Raw genomic sequence first — 14,418 nt, 5'->3', positions numbered from 1 at the left:
GTGCCCGCCCTCCCCGGCCGGGTCCGCCTCGCGGACCACCCCCGGGGGCCGTGTCCCGGCGTCGGTCTGATCCACAGGGGAGACCCTCGCCCAGTATGGCGCGCTATGGTCCGACTTTGTACGGTGCGGGACGTGCCTCGGGACCGAGCCTGGCCATGGCGCGCAGGATGTGTTTGGGCGGGAGTTGCCAGCGCAGACGTGCGGGAACGCGGCGCAGCAGGGTGCCCGTGGCCCGCAGCCGGCGGGTGACGACGGTGGGCGCGGGGGCCGCTCTGCCGTACAGCTCGTGGGCGTACGGTGGCAGGGCGGCGTACGCCAGTTGCGCCACGCGCCGCCACAGTACCTCGCGCGCCGGTACGAGCAGCGGATGCGTCGGCGGGCGGAGCAGGAAGTCGTCCACGGCGCGCGCGTCGGCTCCGGCTGCGAGTTCGGGGCGTACCTCGTCGAAGTAGGCGGCCAGGTCCGCCCGGCTCGCGGGCACGGCGTGCGGGTCGAGGCCGACCAGGCGGGCGCTGACGCGGTGTTCGGCGATGTACCGGTCGGCCTGGGCGTCGGTGAGCGGGAATCCCGAGCGGCGCAGCACGTGCAGATACGAGTCGATCTCCGCGCAGTGCACCCACAGCAGCAGTTCGGGGGCGTCGACTCCGTACCGCTCCCCCGTCTCCGGGTCGGTCGCCGAGAGCATGCGGTGGATCCGGCGCACCCTCGCGCCCGCCCGTTCGGCGGCCTCGGCCGTTCCGTACGTCGTCGTCCCGACGAAGTCGGCGGTGCGCATCAGCCGGCCCCAGGCGTCGCGCCGGAAGTCGGAGTTCTCCATCACCCCGCGTACGGCGCGAGGGTGCAGGGCCTGCAGATACAGCGCCCGGATGCCGGCGATCCACATCATCGGATCTCCGTGCATCTGCCAGGTCACCGAACCGGGCCCGAACAGGCCGGGATCGGCCGTGTCACGCCCCGCGCCCGTGCGTATGGTCTCCACCCGGGCAGGCTATCTCTCTCGGGAGCGGATGCCCGGCGGAAGGCGGACCAACGAGGCCGGCCGGCGAACCTGCCAGGAGCAGGTCGCAAGAACGCAAGAAGTCCCCGGCTCCGACCGGTTCGGATGCCGTGGGCGGGACCGGGGCGCGCATGGCCGCCGCGCCGCCGGACCACCGCCTTCGCCCTGCCTTGGCTCCGCTCAGCAGCGGTGACTTCCAGTCACCTTCCGTCGGGCCAGGGATGATTGGTGCGTCGGACACCAGTGCACCGGCGGTGCCGCCGCCGAAGATTTCTTCCAACCCATTACCAAGCGTTTACCGAGCAGATACCTTTCTCTTTGCCGGTGGCGGGGGGCGGAGCGATCCGGCCGTCCCTGCCTGCCCCGGAGTACCTCCGCACGTCGTTCGGCCTGTTTTCGGCCATTCGCCCATTCCTCATGGACTGCCGGAAGGAAGCGTCTTGAACGCTCGGAAGCGCCGCACCACGGTCGCCGCCGTATCCGTCGCAGGGCTCATAGCGCCACTGCTGCTGATCGGATCAGGCACCGCCTCCGCCCACAGCGACCCTGCCAAGGAGGCTGCCAAGCTCGCGAAGAAGCTCGTCAAGAAGAGCAACGCCGAGGATGCCTACGAACACCTGAGACAGTTCCAGCGGATCGCCGACAAGAACGGGAACACCCGGGTGGCCGGGTCGGAGGGGCACCGGCAGTCGGCCGAGTACGTCGAAGGCCTGCTGCGGAAGGCCGGGTACTCGGTGACCCGGAACGAGTTCGACTACCAGTTCAGCCAGACGCTCGCGGAGAGCCTGCGGGTGGTCTCGCCGCAGCAGCAGGACGTCCCGGTGATCGCCATGACGTACTCCACCAACAGCCCCACCGGCGGCATCACCGCCCCGGTCGCGGTGGTGCCGGTCGACGACACCACCGGCTGCGAGCCGGAGGACTACGCCACCGGGACCTTCACCGGCAGGATCGCGCTGATCAAGCGCGGCGGCTGCACCTTCGCGCAGAAGCAGGAGACCGCCGCCGGGGCCGGCGCCGTCGGCGCGATCATCTACAACAACACCGACGGCGCGCTCAACGGCACTCTGGGAGACCCGAACGCCGCGAAGATCCCGACCGGCGGCGTCACGCAGGCGGACGGTGAGGCCTTGGCGGCCAAGGCCGCCGCCGGCGCAGTGACCGTCAACCTGGAGATCCGCACCTTCTCGGAGCTGCGGCGCACCTACAACGTCATCGCCGAGACCAAGGGCGGCGACCCCGACAACGTGGTGATGTTCGGCTCCCACCTGGACTCGGTGGCGGCCGGCCCAGGCATCAACGACAACGGCTCCGGCTCGGCCGGCATCCTCGACGTGGCCCTGAACCTCGCCCACGAGAAGGTCAAGAACAAGGTGCGCTTCGCCTGGTGGTCGGCTGAGGAGTTCGGCCTGCTGGGCTCGGAGGCGTACGTCGACAGCCTCTCGGCGACGGACCTCGCCAAGGTCAAGCTGTACCTGAACTTCGACATGATCGCCTCGCCGAACCACGCCCAGTTCGTCTACGACGGCGACGACTCCGACCAGGTCGGTGCCGGCCCCGGCCCGGAGGGCTCGGCGCAGTTGGAACGGCAGATCACCGACTACCTCGACGGCAGGGGCCTCCCTCACGAGGGCACCGACTTCACCGGCCGGTCGGACTACGGGCCGTTCATCGAGGTGGGCATCCCCTCGGGCGGCACCTTCACCGGCGCCGAGGGCATCAAGACAGCCGAGCAGGCAAAGCTGTACGGCGGTAAGGCCGGTGTCGCGTACGACGCCTGCTACCACGCCGCTTGCGACACCCTGAAGAACATCAACATGAAGGCGTTCGACGTCAACGTCGACGTCATCGCCAACGCGGTGGGCCAGTACGCCTGGGACACCGCTCTGCTGAGCAAGCCTGTGGCGCCGCAGAACACCAAGGGTTCGGCGGGCAGCGGTGGTGGCCTGCACGAGGGACACGACCACGAGGTCACCGGGTAAGTCCCGCTACACGCAGGGGAGGACCGGACGCCCGGCCCTCCCCTGCGAATCCGCGTTCGCCGCCCTGGCCGGCCCGGCCTCCCGCGCCCACTACGACAAGAAGACAGCCCAGGGAAGGCACCACCCAAGCCCTCCTCCGCCTCGGCCCAGGCAATGTCCTCAGCGAGGATCCACCGCAGGCGCGGGAGCCCCTCAAACCGGGATGGCACGGCGGCGGACGGGGCCGACAGGCGGCTCGCAACGGCTCGCATCACCCAGCAGGCGATGACGGCGACGGTCGCCCGGTCCCGCACGGACACCCAGAAGATGATCTCGGCCGGCTCCCCGCCTCAGTGCAGAATCGCGATGAACTCCCCGCAGGCCTTCGCGCAGGTTCGGCAGGCGCCCGCGGCCTGTTCGGCGCCCGGGTGCCGGTCGAAGACATGCGCTCCCTCCAGGCAGACACTCACACACCACTCCAGCTGGGCGCGGATACCGGCCTCGTCCTGGCTGTTCTCCTCGGACAGCACCCGGCAGGTCGCGTCGCAGACCTCGGCGCACATGATTCCCATGCGGCGCAGCAGTTCCTGCTCCTCGCTCCCGCCCGGCTCCACCAGGCTCGCGCGCAGGGCGCTGGCCCGCGCACAGTCGGTACACGCCTGCGCACAGGCGAACCTGTCCTCGAGAAACTGTATGAGCTCCTGTTGCGAAGTCGTCGATGGTGTCGTAGATGGCGTAGTCACACTCGGCGGGTAGCCGGTGCCATACCCGCCAAACCCAATGCTCCCAAGGGTTCCGACCGTTTTCCGCCGACCGCGCAGGGCACCCGTCCGACCCCGAGAGCAACACAGGACGGAGGTGGGATCCGTGCCCGGACGACAGGAGCTGCCGTCGACACTGGAGCGCTCCCCCGAGGACGCCCAGCGCACCTGGATCAAGGCCCATGACTCGGCGGTGGAGGAGTACGGCGAGGGTGAGCGGGCGCACCGCGTCGCGTACGGCGCGCTCAAGCACAAGTACGAGAAGGTCGGCGACCACTGGGAGCGCAAGGAGGGCGGCCGCAAGGGACCCTCGGATCCCCAGTCGGCACGGCCCCGCGGTCAGGGCGGGCGCAGTGGCGAGGGCGTCGACGAGAGCGCGTCGAAGGAACACCTGTACGGCGTGGCGAAGCGGCTCGACATCGAGGGACGCTCCCACATGTCCAAGGGCGAACTACTGGAGGCGATCCGCAAGGCGAACCGTTCCAGCACCCGTCAGGCCCGCTCCGAGTGAGCCGGCCCGCGCCGGCCGGGCTAGGGCGTTCGCGCACCCGGTCCGGCGTGGGCCGGGGCCCGGCCCCTTCTCGGTGAGTCGGTTCGTGGTGGTCGGCAGGGGTACCCGCAGGTCATGACTACCGCATCGCTGGACATCGCCGTGGGCGCCACGAACGGCCTCTGGTCGTTCGTCGTCGGTCTGGTCCTGGTGGCGGTGCTGATCGGCGCCTTCTGGCTGGGCGCACGGATCCGCCGCCGCGAGCCCGCACCACCTCGCCCGGAGGAGCAGCCGCGCCTCCCGGACTCCGGTCCGGTCGGTGAGGTCCTGGAGAACCGCGAGCCCGACGAGGTGCCCAGGAGCGATGACCGCCTGACGCCGCACCGGCTGAAGGCGCACGGCAACCTCGGGTCCCGCACGAGCCCCACGCAGGCGCGTCCCCGCTGGGACGAGGGCGGCAGCGGCGCGTTCGGCAGCGGTGGCCCCGGTGGCCGCTGACCCTCCGACCGTGTCGTCTCCCTCTCCATGTGAGGCCGTCGCACAGAGGAAGTGAGATCCATGGCCGACGACCCCGGCCGCAGCACCCTGCCCCTGCCCGACTACGACCAGCTGCCTCTCGGTTCCCTGGAGGGCCGCGTGCGCTCGCTGTCCGCCGAGGAGGTCGAGGAGCTGCTCGCCTACGAGCGCACGCATGCCGACCGGCTGCCGGTGACCCAGGTGCTGACCGCCCGTCTCGAGCAGTTGCAGTCGGGCGCCCAGCCCACCCAGGGCGACCCCGCGGCGCTGCGCCCCGAGCAGGCCCAGGGTCAGGCGGGTTCCCCCGTGACCCCCGCGACCTCCCCGGAGCCGTTCGGCCCGCCGCCGCACGGCACCCCGGACCAGCGCGGCAAGCCGAAGGGCGACCGTACGTAGAGGGAACGTCACGACTGGTTTCCGGCACCGGCGCGCGGGCACCCGTGCGCCGTGCTGTTGCGGAAGAGAAGGGCCCGGGCCTCCGCCCGGGCCCGCCATGCGGCCGAGCGGGCCACCGACCACCTCGACGGGCGGCTGCCGCTGTACGAAGGAGGGGGCCTGCTGCGGAAGGCCTTCCCCGACCACTGGTCGTTCCTGCTGGGCGAGGTCGCCCTGTACAGCTTCGTCGTCCTGCTGCTGACGGGCGTGTGGCTGACCCTGTTCTTCCATCCGGCGATGACCGAGGTCGTCTACCACGGCTCCTACACGCCGCTGGACGGCATCCGCATGTCGGAGGCGTACCGGTCGACGCTACACATCAGCTTCGACGTGCGCGGCGGACTGCTGATCCGGCAGCTGCACCACTGGGCGGCCCTGGTGTTCCTGGCGGCGGTCGGCGCGCACCTGCTGCGCGTCTTCTTCACCGGCGCTTTCCGCCGGCCCCGCGAGATCAACTGGGCTATCGGCGTGACCCTGTTCCTGCTGGCGCTCGCCGAGGGCTTCGCCGGTTACTCGCTGCCCGACGACCTGCTGTCGGGGACCGGTCTCAGGATCGCCGAGGGGATCATGCTGTCGATCCCGGTGGTGGGCACGTACGTCGGCTTCTTCGTCTTCGGCGGCCAGTTCCCCGGGCACGAGCTGATCCCCCGCCTGTACTCGCTGCACATCCTGCTGATCCCGGGGCTGCTGCTCGCCCTCGTGACCGCCCATCTGATCCTGGTGTTCCACCTCAAGCACACCCAGTGGGCGGGCCGGGGCCGCACCAACGACAACGTGGTGGGCAAGCCGCTCTTCCCACAGTTCATGGCGAGCTCGCTGGGACTGTTCTGCATGGTGTTCGGGACGCTGACCGTGCTCGCCGGGCTGGCACAGATCAACCCGGTCTGGGTGTACGGGCCCTACCGCCCGGATGCGGTGTCGACCGGCTCCCAGCCCGACTGGTACGTGGGGTTCCTGGAGGGCTCGCTGCGACTGGTGCCGCCGTGGGAGACGACGCTCGCCGGGCACACCGTCATGTGGAACGTCTTCCTGCCCGCAGTCGTGCTGCCGCTCGCCCTGTTCGCGGTGCTGTACTCGTATCCGTTCTTCGAGGCGTGGATCACCGGGGACCAGCAGGAACACCACCTGGCGGACCGGCCTCGCGACAGGCCCGTGCGGACGGGGCTGGGCGTCGCCGCGATCTGCTGCTACGGCGTGCTGCTCGCCGCCGGCGGCAACGACGTCCTCGCCGACACCTTCAAGGTCTCCGTCAACGCCCTGACGTGGGTCTTCCGAATCTCCCTGGTGCTGCTGCCGCCGCTGGCCTTCATGCTCACCAAGCGGATCTGCCTCGCTCTGCAGGAGGCCGAACTTCAGCGGCTCGCAGAGGGTGAGGAGACCGGCGTGGTACGGCAGACGGTCACCGGCGGCTACGCCGAGGGCCACACGCCGGTCGACGAGGAGACCCGCCATGTCCTACGGGCCCGGCAGGTGCCCAGGCCCCTCGCCTCACCGGAGGGCCGCGACGGGGAGGTGCCGCAGCTCCAGCGACTGCGGGCCACGCTCAGTTCCTGGTACTACGGAGACGGCGTCGGGGGCCAGGGCCTTCAGGACGGGGAGCCGGAGTCGGACTCGGAGCGCGAGCTGGAGCGCTGAGGGGCCACCCGCACCGCGACGTCCGGGCCGGTCGGCGCGCTGCTCGGATCGTCCCGGCCGGCGTACTGGAACACCATGCCGAACACCCCGCACCCGAGCACGCCGAAGCCCAGCAGGGCGAGCCACAGGCCGTAGACGACGCCCAGGGCCGACAGGACGGCGCCCAGCGCGACGACGATCGGCCAGGGGCTGTGCGGGGAGAAGAAGTCCAGCGGTCCGGCGGTGTCGATCACATCGGCGTCGGGCCGGTCCTGGGCGCGCATGCCGCGCCTGCGGTGCTGGACCCGCAGGAAGAACGTGACCAGCGCGGCCATCAGAGAGGCGACGGCCAGGGCGGCGGTGCCGGCGGGCTCGGCGGACCACCAGCCGTAGCCGGCGGCGGCCACGGCGAAGAAGAGCGCCACGCCGGTGAAGAGTCGGGCCTCGGTTCTCACAGTGCGTCCCTCTTGTCCGTCGGTTCGTGCTCTGCTGCCCGCTGTTCCCGCAGGGTGACCTCCGGGTGGTGGAGGTCGAACGCCGGGGACTCCGAGCGGATGCGGGGCAGTGCGGTGAAGTTGTGGCGCGGCGGTGGACAGGAGGTGGCCCACTCCAGGGAGCGGCCGTACCCCCAGGGGTCGTCGGTCTCGGCCTTGCGGCCGTGCCTGGCCGACGTCCAGACGTTGTAGAGGAACGGGAGCGTGGACAGCCCCAGCAGGAAGGCGCCGATGGAGCTGACGGTGTTGAGCGAGGTGAACCCGTCGGCGGCCAGATAGTCGGCGTAGCGGCGCGGCATGCCCATCTCGCCGAGCCAGTGCTGGACGAGGAAGGTGGTCTGGAAGCCGACGAACAGCGTCCAGAAGTGGATTTTGCCGAGTCGTTCGTCGAGGAACCTGCCGGTGAACTTCGGCCACCAGAAGTAGAAGCCCGCGAACATCGCGAACACCACGGTGCCGAAGAGCACGTAGTGCAGGTGGGCCACGATGAAATAGCTGTCGGTCAGATGGAAGTCGAGCGGCGGGGAGGCGATCAGCACGCCGCTCATGCCGCCGAGCAGGAACGTCACCATGAAGCCCAGCGACCACAGCATCGGCGTCTCGAAGGACAGCGAGCCCTTGTGCATCGTGCCGATCCAGTTGAAGAACTTCACGCCCGTCGGCACCGCGATGAGGAACGACATCAGGGAGAAGAACGGCAGCAGCACCGCCCCGGTGGCGAACATGTGGTGGGCCCAGACCACCGCCGACAGCATGGTGATCGCGATGGTGGCGCCGACCAGGGTGACGTAGCCGAAGATCGGTTTGCGGCTGAACACCGGGATGATCTCCGAGACGATGCCGAAGAACGGCAGGGCGACGATGTACACCTCGGGATGCCCGAAGAACCAGAACAGGTGCTGCCACAGCAGCGCGCCACCGTCACCGGCCTCGAAGATCCGCGCGCCGAACTTCCGGTCCGCCTCCAACGCCAGCAGGGCGGCCGTGAGGACCGGGAAGGCGGGCAGCACGAGGATCGAGGTGAACAGCGCGTTCCAGGTGAAGATCGGCATCCGGAACATGGTCATGCCGGGGGCCCGCAGACACAGGATGGTGGTGATGAAGTTGACCGCGCCGAGCGTCGTGGACACACCGGTCACCACCAGGCCCATCACCCACAGGTCGCCACCCGCGCCGGGGCTGCGGATCGCGCTGTTGAGCGGCGCGTAGGCGAACCAGCCGAAGCCGGCCGCTCCACCGGGCACCAGGAACCCGGACACCACCATCAGCCCGCCGAACAGGTACAGCCAGTACGACAGCGCGTTGAGCCGGGGGAAGGCGACGTCGGGCGCACCGATCTGCAACGGCATGACGGCGTTGGTGAACCCGGCGAACATCGGGGTCGCGAACAGCAGCATCATCACAGTTCCGTGGATGGTGAACAGCTGGTTGTACTGCTGGTTGTCGAACAACTGCAGCCCGGGACGGGCGAGTTCGGCGCGCATCAGCAGGGCGAGCACCCCGCCGAAGAGGAAGAAGGAGAACGCCGTCGTCATGTACAGGTTGCCGATCACCTTGTGATCGGTCGTGGTGGCCCACCGCACCAGGGCCCGTCCGAGTCTCGGGTTCGTCCGTCGCACCGGCGCCCTGCGCGGCCCCCGCACGACCCTTCTGTCCACCGCCATGCGCCGTGGGTACCCGGGAAGGCCTCTCTCAAGCCGCCGGTGCCGACGGCCTGTCGGGCTGCGCCCGGCCGGTCGGGTCGCGATGATGGACGCGGGCTGGTTTCACGCGCCCGCGTGCGGGTCACCCGTGGCCCGAGAGGAGGCGCCGTCGCCATGACACGCCGAACGACGCGTCCTTCGTGGGCGGTTGAGCTCTACCGGCGGGGCAGGCGACTGGAACTCATGCACCGCGCCCTGGGGTTCGCCACTCTCGCCCTGGTCACCCTGGCCCCCTTGCTGATCGTCGTCGCGGCGGCGGATCCCCTGCACCACAGCGGGTTCGCCCTCTGGCTGGTGGACGGCATGGATCTGTCCGGCAGGTCCGCCGACGTGCTCTCCCAGGTCTTCAGCCAGCCGCGCAGGGTCGCCGGCACCACCAGCATGTGGGGCGCGGTGCTGCTCGCGGTGTTCGGCCTGTCCTTCGCCGCCAGCGTGCAGAACGCCTACGAGCGGGTGTGGCGGCTGCCCTCCGGGCCGTGGCACCGGATCTGGCGGCAGACCGTCTGGCTGGCCGCCCTCATGGTGTACCTGTACGTCCAGGTGCAGACCCGCACCGTGCTCGCCGGCGACTACCGCATGCTGCTGAGTGTGGCGATCGGTGTGCTGTTCTTCTGGTGGAGCCCGCACTTCCTCCTCGGCCACCAGGTGCGCCGGCGGCTGCTGCTGCCCGGCGCCGTCGCCACCATGGTCGGCCTGGTGGGGCTGCGGGCCTTCTCCTACCTGGTGTTCACCCCGCTCATCGTCACCAACGCGGTCAGCTACGGCCCCATCGGCACCATCCTGGTGGTGGAGTCCTGGCTCATCGGCGTCGGGTTCGTCGTCTACGGCGGTGCACTGGTCGGTCACGTGTTCTGCGACCGGACGGGACACCTGCTGGAGCACGAGGAGCCTCCCGAGGAGCCCGAGGAACCCCCCAAGCGGAGGGACTGATGTGCGGATGAACGGCAGGCGGATCGGCCGGGGCCGGCCATCGCCCGCAGGCGTGTGGCCCGCAGGTGGCGGGGCACTCGGGCCGGGACATTCCGACCGGGCCCACCCGACCGGGCGTCACCGACGAGGGAGGCTGCCATGACGGCCGCGGAGCGGTCCTACGACCAGGGCAAGGTGCCCATCGCCGGGTACGCCGCGCTCGCGGCGACCTTCTCGACGGGCGCGGCTCTGTTCGCCGTGGTGGCCCGGCGGCGCGGCGTGCACCTGCCCGACCGGGTTCCGCCGTGGGACGTGGCGCTGCTGGGCGCGGCCACGTTCAAGGCGTCCCGGCTGCTGACCAAGGACAAGGTCACCAGTTTCCTGCGCGCCCCCTTCACCCGCCGCACCGACGAGATCCCGGCCGGCGAGGTGATGGACGAACCGCGTGGCGAGGGCGTCCGGCGCGCCGTCGGCGATCTGGTGTCCTGCCCCTTCTGCACCTCCGTCTGGGTGGCCGGCGCCCTGGTCGGCGGCTACGTCTGTGTGCCCAGGGCCGCCCGCCTGGTGTGCGCGGGGCTGGGCGCGGTGACGGTGGGTGACTGGCTCCAGTTCGCCTGGAGCTTCACCGAGCAGAAGGCCGAGGGCTGAGCGGACGGCCGAGGAGTGAGCGGGCCGGGGAAGCCCGCCGGCCGGGCGGGGGCGGAGGGGCTGAGCGAGGTGACCGAGCTCGCGGTACTGGTGGGGTTGCAGGCGTCGGGCAAGTCCACGTTCTACCGCTGCCGCCTCGCGGACCGCTTCGGACTCGTGAGCAAGGATCTGTTCCCCCGCGGTGCGCGCCGCAAGCAGGCCCGGCAGATGCGGCTGGTCGAGGATGCCCTTGCCGCGGGCCGCTCGGTGGCCGTGGACAACAACAACCCCTCCCCCGAGGAGTGGCGCCCCCTGGTGGACGCGGGCCACGCGCACGGCGCCACGGTCCTCGCCTACTGGTTCCCGCCGGACCTGGCGGGTTCGCTGCGCCGCAACGCGCTGCGCACGGACCGCGAACGGGTCCCGGACGTCGGCATCCACGCGACGCTCGAGCGGCTGCGCCGCCCCGCGCCGGGCGACGGCTTCGACGCGGTGTACGGCGTACGCTTCGACGGCCGCGGAGGGTTCGAGGTCGAACGGATCGCATGACGGCCGTGACGACCTGATCCGGATCGCGCCGCATCGACTGCCCTGTGGGCCCCATCGTCACCTCCGGTCGGGACCGGTCTCGCTCTGCACGCGCTCTGGTCACAGCGACGGCGGTGCGCTATACCTTCTGCCCGTGATTGATTCTGCTTGATTCGGCACCGTAACAAGCAACTTCAAGCAAGCATGCCGAGGTCAGGTGATCACAGGCAGGCATCCGCCGCCCGACGTGTACGAAAGGACCGATATGACCGCTCCACCCCGCAGACGCAAGGCCTTCCGTTCCCGAGGCGCTGTTCTGGCCGCCACGGCCGTGTTCGCGGTGCTCGCGACCACCGCCGCGCCGTCCGTCACCGCCCAGGCCGCTCCCGCCACCGCAGCCGGGACCGAGACCGTGATCGGGGCGGTCACCGGGTTCTCGCACTCCGGCGCCGCCTACACCTTCACTGCGGGCACGGCGAAGGCCCGCGTCGGTTTCGTCTCGGCCGACACCTTCCGCATCGAGGTGGCCCCCGACGGCACGTTCACCGACCCGGTGGGCGAGGACATCGTGCTGCCGCAGGGCAAGCCGCCCGCCACCCGCTGGGCCGACCGCGGCGACCGCTACGAACTGTCCACGGACAAGGTGACCCTGCGGGTGTACAAGTCGCCGCTGCGCTTCGCCCTGTACCGCGCCGACGGCACCCGGCTGTGGGAGGAGACCCGCGGCATCAGCTGGAACGGCACCTCCACCACCCAGACCCTGGCACGCGGCGCCGACGAGCAGTTCTACGGCACGGGCGAGCAGAACGGCAGCGGCAACACCTCGCACCGGGGCAAGACCCTCAAGGTGGGCGTCGACTACAACTGGAACGAGGGCGGTCACCCCAACTCCGTGCCGTTCTACCTCTCTTCGGCCGGCTACGGCGTCTACCGCAACACCTACGCCCCCGGCACCTACGCCTTCACCGACCCGGTGACCACCACCGAGCAGGAGAACCGGTTCGACGCCTACTACTTCGCCGGTGACTCCACCAAGGACGTCATCGGCCAGTACACCCGGCTGACCGGCCGCCCGATGCTCCCGCCGATCTACGGCCTGGAGGTCGGCGACTCCGACTGCTACCTGCACAACGCCAACCGCGGCGAGCGGCACACCCTGGACGCCCTCAAGATCGCCGACGACTACGCCAAGAACGACATGCCGCTGGGCTGGATGCTCGTCAACGACGGCTACGGCTGCGGCTACGAGAACCTCGCCGAGACCGCCAAGGGCCTGAACGACCGCAAGATGCAGATGGGTCTGTGGACCGAGAACGGTCTGGACAAGCTGGCCGACCAGGTCAAGGCGGGCCAGCGGGTGGCCAAGCTGGACGTCGCCTGGGTGGGCAGCGGCTACAAGTTCGCGCTCGACGGTTGCAAGGCCGCCTACCGCGGCATCGAGGACAACAGCGACGCACGCGGCTTCACCTGGGCCCCGGAGAGCTGGTCCGGCGCGCAGCGCTGCGGTGTGCAGTGGAGCGGCGACCAGTCGGGCAACTGGGACTACATACGCTGGCAGATCCCCACCTACGCCGGCGCCACCATGTCCGGGCTCGCCTACACCAGCGGCGACGTCGACGGCATCTTCGGCGGCAGCGCCAAGACCTACACCCGCGACCTGCAGTGGAAGGCGTTCCTGCCGGCCGTGATGACCATGGACGGCTGGGCCGCCAAGGACAAGCAGCCCTACCAGTACGGGGAGCCGTACACCAGCATCAACCGCAAGTACCTCAAGCTGAAGGAATCCCTGCTGCCGTACATGTACACCTACGCGGCGCAGGCCCACGGCACCGGCGTCGGGCCCGTCCGGCCGCTGGCGCTGGAGTACCCGGACGACCCGGTCGCGGCGAGCGACGCCGCCAAGTACGAGTTCCTCACCGGTGAGGACTTCCTGGTCGCCCCGGTCTACCGCGACAGCACCGTGCGCGACGGCATCTACCTGCCCAAGGGCACCTGGGTCGACTACTGGTCCGGCAGGACCTACCAGGGGCCGACCACCGTGAACGGCTACCAGGCTCCTTTGGACACCCTCCCGCTGTTCGTCAAGGCCGGCGCCTCCGTGCCGATGTGGCCCGGTATCACCTCCTACCAGGACCGCACCGCGGGCTCCCCGCTGGCCTGGGACGTCTACCCGCAGGGCAGCACCTCCTTCACCCTGTACGAGGACGACGGCGTCACCCGGCAGCACCGGCAGGGCGAGTACGCCGAACAGCGGGTGGCCGTGACCGCGCCGGACAGCGGAGCGGGGCCGGTGCGCATCGCGGTCGGCGCCGAGACCGGCGACTTCGCCGGCAAGCAGAAGAGCCGCCCGTACCGGTTCACCGTGCACACCGGTTCCTCGCCGCGTCAGGTGCGCCTGGACGGCGCCGCACTGCCCCGGTTCACCTCGAAGGCCGCCTTCGACGCGGCCGGCGAGGGCTGGTGGTACGACGCCTCCGACCGGGCCGGAGTCGTCCAGGTCAAGACGCCTGCCCTCAGCACTTCGCGGGCCTTCGGGATCGACCTCGACGCGGCGAGCGCGGTGGGCGGCAGGGTGCCCGCGGCTACCGGCACCGTCTCACTCGCGCCTGCGGAGGAGCTGGGTGCCGGTGTCTCCGGCAAGGTCACGGTGGACTTCACCGCCGGCCGGACCGGGACCGACGCCACCGAACTGTCCCTGTCCGCCCCCCAGGGCTGGACCGTCTCACCCGCACGGACCGTCGGCAGCCTCGACCCGGGGGAACGGGCGAGCGCGGAGTTCACCGTGACCCCGCCGGCCGACACGCAGCCGGGCGAGGCCGTTCTCACCGGCACGGCCCGCTACCGGGCGGCGGGAGAGGAGCACGTCGCCACGGAACGCGCGGCGCTGCGCACCATGCCGGCCCCGCCCAAGGGTGACGCGTGGGCCAGTGACCTGCCCTGGCTGAACGCCACCAACGGCTGGGGGCCGCCCGAACGCGACCGCAGCAACGGGGAGTCGGCCGCGGGCGACGGGCACCAGCTCACCCTGAACGGCACCACCTACGCCAAGGGCATCGGCGCGCACGCCGACTCCGACATCGAGTTCTGGCTCGGCGGCCAGTGCACCTCCGTGACCGCCACCGTCGGCATCGACGACGAGATCAACGGCTACGGCGGGGTGTCCTTCTCGGTCGTCGCCGACGGCAAGACCCTCTGGTCCTCGCCCACCGTCAACGGCAAGTCCGATCCCGTCCCGGTGGACGTGCCGCTGTCCGGCGCCCGCCATGTCCATCTGGTGGTCACCGACACCGACGGCACCAAGTCCGGCGACCACGGCGACTGGGCGGACGCGAAGTTCCACTGCGCCTCCTGACCTGTGGGAGGTACTTCGGTGCCTCGGTCGT

13 protein-coding genes are annotated in these 14,418 nt (G+C 70.5%); 9 read left to right on the top strand and 4 right to left on the bottom strand.

All coding sequences use genetic code 11. The features are described from left to right. Positions 1-103 precede the first annotated feature (103 nt). Positions 104-901 (bottom strand): oxygenase MpaB family protein, encoded by a 798-nt coding sequence (locus tag BZY54_RS40665; RefSeq protein ID WP_086730397.1) that lies wholly within the window; start codon positions 899-901, stop codon positions 104-106. Positions 902-1,437: 536 nt separating this feature from the next. Here BZY54_RS40665 and BZY54_RS40660 point away from each other — a divergent pair. Beyond that, positions 1,438-2,979: a M28 family metallopeptidase gene (locus BZY54_RS40660; protein ID WP_086730394.1), complete on the top strand. Its 1,542-nt coding sequence runs from the start codon at positions 1,438-1,440 to the stop codon at positions 2,977-2,979. Between the two features lie 329 nt (positions 2,980-3,308). On the opposite strand, the gene BZY54_RS40655 is transcribed toward BZY54_RS40660, so the two are convergent. After that, on the bottom strand, positions 3,309-3,701 hold the full coding sequence (locus BZY54_RS40655; RefSeq protein WP_086730393.1) for a four-helix bundle copper-binding protein: 393 nt from the start codon (positions 3,699-3,701) through the stop codon (positions 3,309-3,311). Between the two features lie 124 nt (positions 3,702-3,825). Here BZY54_RS40655 and BZY54_RS40650 point away from each other — a divergent pair, with 124 nt between their 5' ends. From BZY54_RS40650 to qcrB, 4 genes are all read left to right on the top strand, one after another. Beyond that, the gene (locus tag BZY54_RS40650) at positions 3,826-4,230 is read left to right on the top strand and encodes a ChaB family protein (RefSeq protein WP_086730392.1); all 405 of its coding nucleotides are present in this window, start codon (positions 3,826-3,828) and stop codon (positions 4,228-4,230) included. A 114-nt stretch (positions 4,231-4,344) separates the two neighbouring features. Beyond that, positions 4,345-4,707 (top strand): DUF6479 family protein, encoded by a 363-nt coding sequence (locus tag BZY54_RS40645; protein WP_086730391.1) that lies wholly within the window; start codon positions 4,345-4,347, stop codon positions 4,705-4,707. Positions 4,708-4,767: 60 nt separating this feature from the next. Beyond that, entirely contained in the window at positions 4,768-5,121 is a 354-nt protein-coding gene (locus BZY54_RS40640) for a DUF8129 domain-containing protein (protein ID WP_086730390.1), read from the top strand. Positions 5,122-5,172: 51 nt separating this feature from the next. Further along, the gene (gene qcrB / locus BZY54_RS40635) at positions 5,173-6,795 is read left to right on the top strand and encodes a cytochrome bc1 complex cytochrome b subunit (protein ID WP_086730389.1); all 1,623 of its coding nucleotides are present in this window, start codon (positions 5,173-5,175) and stop codon (positions 6,793-6,795) included. On the opposite strand, the gene ctaF is transcribed toward qcrB, so the two are convergent. Further along, a complete protein-coding gene (gene ctaF, locus BZY54_RS40630) occupies positions 6,747-7,229 on the bottom strand; it encodes an aa3-type cytochrome oxidase subunit IV (RefSeq protein WP_086730388.1) in 483 nt (160 codons plus the stop codon). The genes qcrB and ctaF overlap by 49 nt on opposite strands. Further along, positions 7,226-8,932: an aa3-type cytochrome oxidase subunit I gene (gene ctaD / locus BZY54_RS40625; RefSeq protein WP_086730387.1), complete on the bottom strand. Its 1,707-nt coding sequence runs from the start codon at positions 8,930-8,932 to the stop codon at positions 7,226-7,228. The genes ctaF and ctaD overlap by 4 nt, the downstream gene beginning before the upstream one ends. Positions 8,933-9,085: 153 nt before the next feature. Between ctaD and BZY54_RS40620 the strand changes: the two genes are divergently transcribed. From BZY54_RS40620 to BZY54_RS40605, 4 genes are all read left to right on the top strand, one after another. Next, positions 9,086-9,901, top strand: a complete 816-nt coding sequence (locus BZY54_RS40620) for a ribonuclease BN (protein ID WP_086730386.1) — start codon at positions 9,086-9,088, stop codon at positions 9,899-9,901. A 138-nt stretch (positions 9,902-10,039) separates the two neighbouring features. Next, entirely contained in the window at positions 10,040-10,528 is a 489-nt protein-coding gene (locus BZY54_RS40615; RefSeq protein ID WP_086730385.1) for a DUF1360 domain-containing protein, read from the top strand. A gap of 69 nt (positions 10,529-10,597) precedes the next feature. Further along, the gene (locus BZY54_RS40610) at positions 10,598-11,056 is read left to right on the top strand and encodes an ATP-binding protein (RefSeq protein WP_244217579.1); all 459 of its coding nucleotides are present in this window, start codon (positions 10,598-10,600) and stop codon (positions 11,054-11,056) included. A gap of 244 nt (positions 11,057-11,300) precedes the next feature. Further along, complete coding sequence (locus BZY54_RS40605) at positions 11,301-14,387, top strand: NPCBM/NEW2 domain-containing protein (protein ID WP_086730384.1); 3,087 nt, start codon at positions 11,301-11,303, stop codon at positions 14,385-14,387. Positions 14,388-14,418: the final 31 nt, after the last annotated feature.

Source organism: Streptomyces carpinensis (assembly GCF_002154505.1).
GTDB classification, from domain to species: Bacteria; Actinomycetota; Actinomycetes; order Streptomycetales; family Streptomycetaceae; genus Streptomyces; species Streptomyces carpinensis.
This window is presented reverse-complemented; position numbering and strand designations above follow the sequence as displayed.

Bases quoted from the DNA above. Each gene is read 5' to 3' on its own strand.
- BZY54_RS40665 (WP_086730397.1), bottom strand. From the start codon at position 901: ATGCACGGAGATCCGATGATGTGGATCGCCGGCATCCGGGCGCTGTAT.
- BZY54_RS40645 (WP_086730391.1), top strand. From the start codon at position 4,345: ATGACTACCGCATCGCTGGACATCGCCGTGGGCGCCACGAACGGCCTC.
- BZY54_RS40640 (WP_086730390.1), top strand. From the start codon at position 4,768: ATGGCCGACGACCCCGGCCGCAGCACCCTGCCCCTGCCCGACTACGAC.
- ctaD (WP_086730387.1), bottom strand. From the start codon at position 8,932: ATGGCGGTGGACAGAAGGGTCGTGCGGGGGCCGCGCAGGGCGCCGGTG.
- BZY54_RS40620 (WP_086730386.1), top strand. From the start codon at position 9,086: ATGACACGCCGAACGACGCGTCCTTCGTGGGCGGTTGAGCTCTACCGG.
- BZY54_RS40615 (WP_086730385.1), top strand. From the start codon at position 10,040: ATGACGGCCGCGGAGCGGTCCTACGACCAGGGCAAGGTGCCCATCGCC.
- BZY54_RS40605 (WP_086730384.1), top strand. From the start codon at position 11,301: ATGACCGCTCCACCCCGCAGACGCAAGGCCTTCCGTTCCCGAGGCGCT.